Annotated in this window: 3 protein-coding genes; all 3 read right to left on the bottom strand. The window is 63.8% G+C overall.

What is annotated here, in order from left to right; genetic code table 11:
* A partial coding sequence (locus C667_RS17165; protein WP_004371479.1) for a condensation domain-containing protein occupies positions 1-1656 on the bottom strand: 1656 nt, incomplete at its 3' end.
* 21 nt (positions 1657-1677) lie between these two features.
* Positions 1678-4785, bottom strand: a complete 3108-nt coding sequence (locus C667_RS17170; RefSeq protein WP_004371481.1) for a non-ribosomal peptide synthetase — start codon at positions 4783-4785, stop codon at positions 1678-1680.
* Positions 4786-4788: 3 nt separating this feature from the next.
* Positions 4789-8907: a non-ribosomal peptide synthetase gene (locus C667_RS17175; protein WP_281054849.1), complete on the bottom strand. Its 4119-nt coding sequence runs from the start codon at positions 8905-8907 to the stop codon at positions 4789-4791.
* Between the last annotated feature and the right edge of the window lie 9 nt (positions 8908-8916).

Genomic DNA, 8916 nt, shown 5'->3' on the forward strand with positions numbered 1-8916 from the left:
CTCGACGGAGCGCTCCACCGCAATCCCCACCTTCGCCTCCGGCCGCACTCCCAAGGCAATCAGCCGGTGCGCCAGGCGGTTGGCCCGGCCATTGAGCTCGGCGTAGCTCAACCGCTTCTCGCCCATCACGAGCGCCACCGCGTCGGGATGCTCGCGCACCCGCCGCTCGACCAGCCGATGCACCGGCTCCATCATCGGGTACTGCGGCTCGCCGCCCCCCCACGCCATCATCTGCTCATGTTCCGTTCGACTGAGCAGTTCAAGCGCCAGAAGGGGATGGTCTGCGTCGGCGATTACGCATGCCAGCACGCGCAAGTAGCCACCGATCAAGCGGCGCGCGGTATCTTCAGTAAATAACTGGGTGTTGAATTCCAAGCGTCCCCTGGCACGTCCCCCTCCGATGGCGACGTCCAGCAATAGCTCGTACTTGGCACCTTGATGGCGAAAATCCATCGGCACCGCCGAGACCCCCGCGAAGTCGAGTGCGTCCCCGTCATCGGCCATCTGCACACCGAACATCACTTGAAACAACGGACTGCGACTTGGCTCGCGACGATCCTTCCGGCTGGCGAGCAACACGTCGAACGGCACATCCGCATGGTTCAGCGCCGCGATTGCATCTGCCCGCACTTGCCGACACAACTGGCGCAGCGTCATCCCCGGTTTCAGCCTCGCGCGATAGACGTGGGTCGTCACAAAAAAGCCCATGAGCTCTTGGACTTCCTCGCGCTCACGCCCGGCCGACGGCACGCCGATCGCAAAGTCGGATTGCCCGCTGTAGCGGGCCAGCAGCACCTGCCAAGCAGCGAGCAGCACGACGAAAGGGGTACAACGCTCGGCGCGGCAAAAGTCAAGCAGAGCAGCATAGGAGGACGGATCGATCTCGAAATCGATGGCAGCGCCGTCGAAGCTCTGGCCGTGAGGGCGGGAAAAATCGACCGGCAACTCCAGCGCCGGCACTTCTTCACCGAGATAGGTGTTCCAGTGATCGATGCTTCGATCCAGCCCCCCCGCCTGCGCGCTGGCACGCTGCCAAACGGCATGGTCGACGTATTGCAGCGGCAAAGGGTCGAGATGCACAGGGCCAGCCTGGCGCAGCGCCAACCGGTAGGCCTGGCCCAACCCCTGTGCCAGGATCGGATTGGACCAAGCATCGGAGATGATATGGTGCAGGCACACCGCCATCACGTGCTCGCACTCGCCCAGCTTGATCAGACGCGCCACCAGCGCCGGCGCCCGCCCGAGATCGAAGCCATGCGACACGACCTGATCAATCGCCTTGTCGAGCAAGCTCTCACGCACTTGCGGCTCCTGGCCGGACAAATCGATCAACTCGAGCTTGAACGACACCGACGGTTCCACAACTTGCATTGGAACACCGCCCTGCTCGAAGAAACGCGTCCGCAAGACGGCATGTCGCTCGATTACCGCATCGAAGGCACGGGCCAACGCATCGGCAGACAACGGCCCCGTCAGGCGAAAGACACGGGGCAGGTTGTAGGCCGTGAGCCCGGGCTCAAGTCGCTGGAGGAACCAGATTTGCTCCTGCGCAAAGGAGAGCTGCACAGCTTCGCCCTCTGTAACACGCCGCACGGGCGCGTCATGCGCCGCCATTTCAAGGGAAGGGACGTCTCGAACTTCGACTGGGATGCTCATTCGTATTCCTCGGAAACCGGTTCAGGCCTGCGTACCATGAATTTGCGCGAGACGATCAAGCTGCACAGGGTCATGGACTGCGCACAGCGCCGCAGCCAGCGTCTGGGCCGAGGGGTGGTCGAACACGAGGCCCGGCTCGATCTCGATATTGAGCAGTTTGCGGATGCGGGCCACGAGCCGGATCACGAGCAGAGAATGACCTCCGAGCTCGAAGAAGTCGGCATCGGCAGCGACCTGCTTGTGCCCAAGCAGGGCTGCCATGGACTCGGCCAGCACGGCTTCCAGCGGGCTGCTTGGCTCCAGACCAGCGCCGGGTGCCTGTGGCGTAGCGTTATGCATCGCAGCAAGCGCCAACCGATCAATCTTGCCGTTGGGCAGGCGCGGAAACTCGTCCAGGAGGACATGGGCGGCCGGCAACATGTGCTCGGGCAGCAGCTTCGCGAGCTGCTCGCGCCACCCCGAAATGTCGGACGCATCAGCCCCCCCGCTAGCGATGAAGGCGACCAGTTCCGTACCAGCAGTGCCACCCCGAGCGATCACGACCGCCTGACGCACCCCAGGCAGACTCAATAAACCTGCCTCCACTTCAGCCGGTTCGACGCGGTAGCCGCGGATCTTGATTTGATGGTCGGCGCGACCGGCCAGGCGCACACCACCTTCCGGCAACACCCAGGCAAGGTCGCCCGTGCGGTACAGGCACTGCCCGGGCTGCCAGGGATCAGCGACGAACACGCCTTCGACCTCACGGTTCAGATAACCACGACAGACTTGAGCGCCGCCAACGTAGAGTTCGCCCAGCCCCCCGGCCGGCACCGGCCGCAATGCCGCGTCGAGCACGTACATGCGGTTGTTCGCAAGCACGCCAGTGAGCGGCAGCACATCCTGTATCGATTCCTCGCGGTCTACGCGATGCACCATCACGCCCACGGTTGCTTCCGTGGGGCCATAGTGGTTGTAGACGGCGCACTCGGGCGCCAGCAGCGCGATGCGCTCGATCAGGGCTCGGGGCGCCGCCTCCCCACCCAGCACCAACGTGCGCGGCAGGCGAGGCACATCGCATTCCAGCAGCGCTTCGAGGTGCGAAGGCACGATCTTGAGCGCATCGATGTCGTGATCAGCCATGAAGCGCGCGAAGGCCACCGCGTCCCGGGCCTCGTTCGCGTCGGCGAGTACGAGGCACGCGCCGTTGAACAGAGCACCGAACAGCGCAGTGTTCCCCAGATCGGCGACGACTGAGGTGGGCAAGCCCCAGCGTCGGCAGCTCGCCAGATCCATCGCGGAAGAAGCTGCGGCAACGTAGTTTAGAAGCTGCCGTTGCTCGATAACGACGCCCTTGGGCTGCCCCGTTGAGCCGGAGGTGTAGAGCACGTAGGCCGGATCGTCCACGCGGGGCGTGTAGTGAGGCGGCTCGGCGGCAAACGTATCGAGATCGATGCCGCCCACCACGGCTGCGCGCCAGGGGCCGATATCGGCGACCTGCACCGTGCTCAACACCAAGGCAGGACGGGCATCATCCAGCACAACCTGACGCCGCGCTGCAGGCCATTCTGGCTCCAACGGCAGGTAACCGGCGCCGATCCGCCAGGCAGCCAACATAGCCACGATCAGGTCAGGCGAGCGCGGCAGTTCCAGCGCGACCAGCGCACCAGCATCTACGCCCTGCGACCGCATCCAGTGGCCCAGGCGATTGGCGCGGGCATCGAGTGCAGCATAGGTCAGTCGCTGCGCTCCGGCCACGATGGCCAGCGCATCGGGAGTCGCTTGCGCCCAATGCGCGATGCCCTGCGCAATGCCCTGCTCGCCAAAGTCGACTTTTGGCCCTTGCCAATCAACCTGCAGGGCCCGCCACTCAGATTCACCTATCCAAGGAAGTTCCAAAACGGGGCTGCCCGGCCGCTCCAGCGCGCCTTGCAGCAGTGCCACGTACTGCGACAGCAGACGGTCAATGCCCCGCTGGGGATACAGCGATGCATCGGCGTACACGGCCAGCTCCACGCCTTCGCCAGATGCATCAATCTGCAATGCCAGTTCGAAGCAAGGCATAGGTCCCGGCAGTTCAACGATGCGCCACGGCATCTCGCAATGCGGCGACGTACGATCATGGTACGCGAAGCCGATAGCGAGACGAGCCGTGGAGGTCACTGCGTCGATCGGGCAATGCTCTTGCGCCTCGATATGAGCGCTGGCGCAAGCGGCCATTCGTGCGAGCCATGCAGAGAACGGCTCATCTCCGCCGCCTTCGATGACGAGAGGGAGCACCTTGACGAAGACACCCACCGCGCCACGCATGACGTCGTAGTCGCTCCGGCAGTCGTGCTGCCAGCCAGCCGCGTAGCGGTTGAATCCAGTCAACCTGGCCAGCAGTACCCACCAAACTGTTTGCAGCAGCACCTCCGGACGCACGCCCGCCGCAGCGGCGATCTCCACTGCGCGGGCCATCAACGCAGCATCGATGCGATCCGTCGCGCAAAAGCGCTCTGCAGCCGGCTCGCGTGCGCCACTCCTCCGATAGACCAGCCGCGGCGCAGTCCATGCGTCGCTATCGTGCAGGTAGCGCTGCCAGTACCTACGCTCGGCCGCAGCCTCATCGTCGGCATCGAGCTCGCGACGCCACTCGACGTATTGCTCGTACTGAAAGACCTCCTCCGCTCCAGCTTGACCAGCATAGGCGCTGGCGATGCGTCCGGACAGATCCGCAAGGCTGCCGCGGTCGGCGACCAGCGCGCTCACAGCCAGAGCGAGAACCGGGCGCACTCCATTTCGCCGCACGAATGCACCGCGCCACAGCGCTCCGTGTCCCACGTCCAATGGCATCCGCCTGAACTTGGCAAAATCGTCATCATCGTCGATCACCAGCCACGTGCCGGGCGCGCTCTCGTTCATGTCTTGCATGCGCAGCCCACGGTAACCGGGGACATGACGAATAGCCGCACTCAGAATCCCATGATCCTGCAGGGCCTGCTCCACCGCGACGCGCAGGCGCTCTGGAATCACGTTGTCATCGACCTCGACGCGCAGGACGTGAACCGCGTGGCGCATGCGCTCCTCGCCACCCGAATACTCGAGCAGCGCGCGCTGCTCGGGGCTGAGAGGACTGGACGCTGCAACGTCTTCAATCACGGCACTCATGTCTCAACCCTCCAGTTCGTCTGCCGGCTGGGCTGCCGCCAGCATCGCGCGGTCATACATGTCGCCCATCGCGACAACGATCTTGCGCGGCTCCTCGTAAGGATCACGCGCATGAACGGCGAGCATGTTGTCAACCATCACAACGTCACCGCGGCGCCAATCGAAGCGCACCGCGCACGCCTCGTAGGTGCGACCGATGACAGCCATGGTTTCGTCGCTGATGGATGTGCCGTCACCGAAGTACACCTGCCTGGGTATGCGTTGCGCACCCACCAGTGCGAGCAAGTCCTCCCGCACCTCGGGCTCCAGGCAGCTTACGTGATGCAACTGCACCTGGTTGAAGAACACACGCTCACCGGTGATCGGATGCGAGATCACTGCCGGGCAACGGGTTCGCGTCTGCAACGTGTGCTCGTCCAGCCAGCGCCACTCAATGCCAGACGTGGCAAGCCGCGTCTCGACCTCAACGCGGCTGTCGGTCTTGAAGAAATCCTGCCAGCTCACGTCCAGCCGCGGCACGAAGGTGCGAACGTACAGCAACTCCTTGCGGTCGAGTTCCTCGACCAGTTCCACCGGCAGGCGGCGCAGCATCTCACGGCCATCGACGATGGGCGTAGCGCCCCCGACGCGTGACGGCAACTCGCAGAAGAACCACTGCTTGCGCGGCCAGCGGTCCAGATGCGAGCTTTCGTTGTGGTAAAGGATCATCTGCCGCTCCGGATACGGCGTGGAGCGGTAAGTGCTGCGGCCTCCTTCCTTCTTGGGCAGGTCACCGTAGCTGCCGTAGAGCTTGGGCTCCATGGCTTCGGCGAAAGCCTCGAACTCCTGTGGCGTCTTGAGGCCGAAGTTGCGGAACAAAATCGCAGCATGCTTGCGCAGCGCCGTCTCAACAAAATCGCTCTGCTCCTTGGCCCAAATAACGGGGTCGATGTCGGCGCTGGTGGCCTCCACGACAAGAGGAAACTCACGCCCCGGTGCAAGGAACGAGGTACGTATCAAGGAGCGCGTGACCGGCACGGCAGCAGTCTCCCTGTGTCCAATCCTCTTGAGCTTGTCAAGCTTGCCCACTTGGGGCGATGGTGTCGTCATCATCGAGAACTCCTTGATGCTGGAAGAAATGAAATCGTCCAATGGCGCGTCAGGCGCTTCTACAGCGCGCAGTAGCAACTCGAGCCAGGCGCCGGATGCACGTTCGATCGTCTCGCGCCGATACAGGTTGGTCGCATACACCCACTCTGCATGCAGGCCATCGGTGCCTTCGCTGACGAACACCGCGAGGTCGAACTTCGATGTGGTCGTGGGTGCGGGCAGGATTTCGATTTCGAGGCCGGGAATCTCGAAGCGACTTCGCGGCATGTTCTGCATGACGAACAGGACCTGCACGAGCGGGTTGGATCCGCGACTGCGTTGCACCTTCGCGTGATCGATAATCTGATCAAACGGAACATCCTGGCGATCCAATGCGGGGAGGCAGTTCTCTTTGATCCGTTCAAGCCACTGGCCGAAAGTCAAGCCTGCCGTCCACCGTGAACGCAGTGGCACCACGTTGACGAAGAAACCAATCAGGTCTTCGAGTAGCCGATGGTTGCGGCCCGCCACGTCGGTACCAATCACCAAGTCACGCGCATCGGCTTGCCGATGGAGCAGGGCGACGAAGGCAGCAAGCAGCACCATGAACGGCGATGTTCCACGTGCTCTGGCCAGACTGCGGACGGATTCCGCCACCTGCCCGGGAACCTCAAGGTGCACGGCTGCACCTGCGGTCGACGCACGTTCAGCCCGTGCGTAGTCCGACGGCAACGAGGACACCACAGGCACGCCGTCGAGATAGCTGCGCCAGAACGCGGCGTCTTGCTGTACCGATGCTTCGAGCCTACGACGCTGCCAAGCGGCGTAGTCGACGTACTGGATTTCCATATCTCGCAAAACCGGGGGGACACCGGCACGCAACGCCTGGTAAATCACAACGAATTCGTTCACGAACACTGCTTCCGACCACCCATCGAAAACCATGTGGTGCACGCTCAGCAGCAATACATGTTGCGCGGCCCCCAGCTTCAGCAGGCCGGCACCCAACAATGGGCCGCAAGCCAGGTCGAACGGCCGGGAGGCCAATCCGGCAAGCGCTTGGTCGATCAGGTTCTGATGTAAGCCATCGGGTTCGTCCGATAGGTCTGCCACCGGCAGATCGATACCAGTTGCCGCGCGGATCACGGCCATCGGCAGTCCGTCCTCATCTTCCGGAAAGGCGGTGCGCAGGGTCTCGTGGCGGAGTACGATGGCATTGAGCGTAGCCTGCAGGGCGGACAGATCCAGCGGCCCCGACAGGCGAAAAGCAGCAGCCATGTTGTACGCTGGCGCGAGATGCGCATTCGATGTGCTAACCATGCGCTCTACCAGCCACAGGCGCTGCTGGACTGGCGACAACGGTAACGCTCCACCGCGTGGCATAGCCAACAATGGCAAGGAATCGAACATCGGATCACTTCCGGTAGACCGCAGTTCTTCGATGCAGGTAGCCAAGCACTGCAAGGTAGGATGTTCGAAAACCCTGCGAAGAGGCATGTCCAACCCCATCGCAGAGCGCAGCCGCGACGTCAGCATAGAAGCCAACAGCGAATGCCCGCCGAGCTCGAAGAAGTTGTCGTGGCGCCCCACGCGCTCCACGCCCAGCACTTCGGCCCAGATCTTGGCCAGCGCCTCTTCCACCTCGCCCTGCGGCGCCTCGTACTCGCGTGTGCCCTCCAGCCCAGGCTCCGGCAGCGCCTTCCTGTCCACCTTGCCATTGGCATTGAGCGGCAGCGCATCCAGCACCACCACCGCACTGGGCACCATGTAGTCCGGCAACTGCCGGCCCAGCCGCTCACGCAGCTCGCCTGCCTCGATCGCCTGCCCCGCCACCGCCGAGACGTAGCCCACCAGTCGTGCGCCGCCCGGCCCGTCCTTGGCCACCACCACCGCTTCGCGCACGTCGGGCTGCGCCAGCAATTGCGCCTCGATCTCGCCCAGTTCGATGCGCAGGCCACGGATCTTCACCTGGTGGTCCAACCGCCCCAGATACTCCAGCTGACCCTCCGCGTTCCACCGCACCAGGTCCCCCGTGCGGTACAACCGGCCGCCCGCCTCGTCGAACGGGTCAGCCACGAACCGCTCCGCACTCAAACCCGCCCGCCCCTGGTAGCCGCGGCCCAGCCCAATCCCGCCCAGATACAGCTCTCCAGCCACTCCGGAAGGCACCAGGTTCAACCCGGCATCAAGCACATGCGTCTGGATGCCGCTGATCGGACGTCCGATCGGCACCTGGCCGCGGCCATCGTCCCGGCAGCTCCAGGACGTGACGTCGATCGCCGCTTCGGTGGGACCGTACAAGTTGTACAGCCTTGCACGAGGCAGACGCTTGAACACGGTGTTCTGCACTTCGGCCGACAGCGCTTCACCGCTGCAAACGATGCGCCGCACACTGGTGCATGCCTCGATGCCTTCGTGCACTAAGAAGGCCTGCAGCATCGATGGCACGAAGTGCAGCGTGGTGACCTCATGCCGGCCTATGAGTTCGACCAGGCGCGCCGGATCACGGTGGTCGCCCGGCCCCGCCACCGCGAGGCGCGCGCCCACCATGAGCGGCCAGAAGAACTCCCAGACCGACACGTCAAAACTGAAAGGGGTCTTCTGCAGCACCGTGTCCAACGCATCGAGCCGATAGGCATCCTGCATCCAGGCCAGCCGGTTGAACAGTGCGGAGTGGCGATTGGCAGCCCCTTTGGGTCGGCCGGTAGAGCCCGACGTGTAAATCACGTACACCAGGTTCTCCCCGTGCACGGCAACTTGCGGGTCGTCCTCCGGCCCTTCAGGGATGTCGAGTACATCGAGTTCCAGCACACACAACCCTTCACCCGCCGGCAGGTGCCCGCGCACATGACTCTGGGTGAGCAACAACTCGATACCGCTGTCCTTGATCATGTAGGCGAGCCGCTCTTCAGGATGCTCGGGGTCGAGCGGCACGTAGGCCCCACCCGCCTTCAGAATGGCCAAGAGGCCCACCACCATCTCGACGGAGCGCTCCACCGCAATCCCCACCTTCGCCTCCGGCCGCACTCCCAAGGCAATCAGCCGGTGCGCCAGGCGGTTGGC

The organism is Thauera phenylacetica B4P (assembly GCF_000310225.1).
Lineage (GTDB): Bacteria > Pseudomonadota > Gammaproteobacteria > Burkholderiales > Rhodocyclaceae > Thauera > Thauera phenylacetica.

What these genes read in the sequence shown, in the direction of transcription:
- C667_RS17170 (WP_004371481.1), bottom strand. Translation starts at nt 4,785, where the DNA reads ATGAGTGCCGTGATTGAAGACGTTGCAGCGTCCAGTCCTCTCAGCCCC.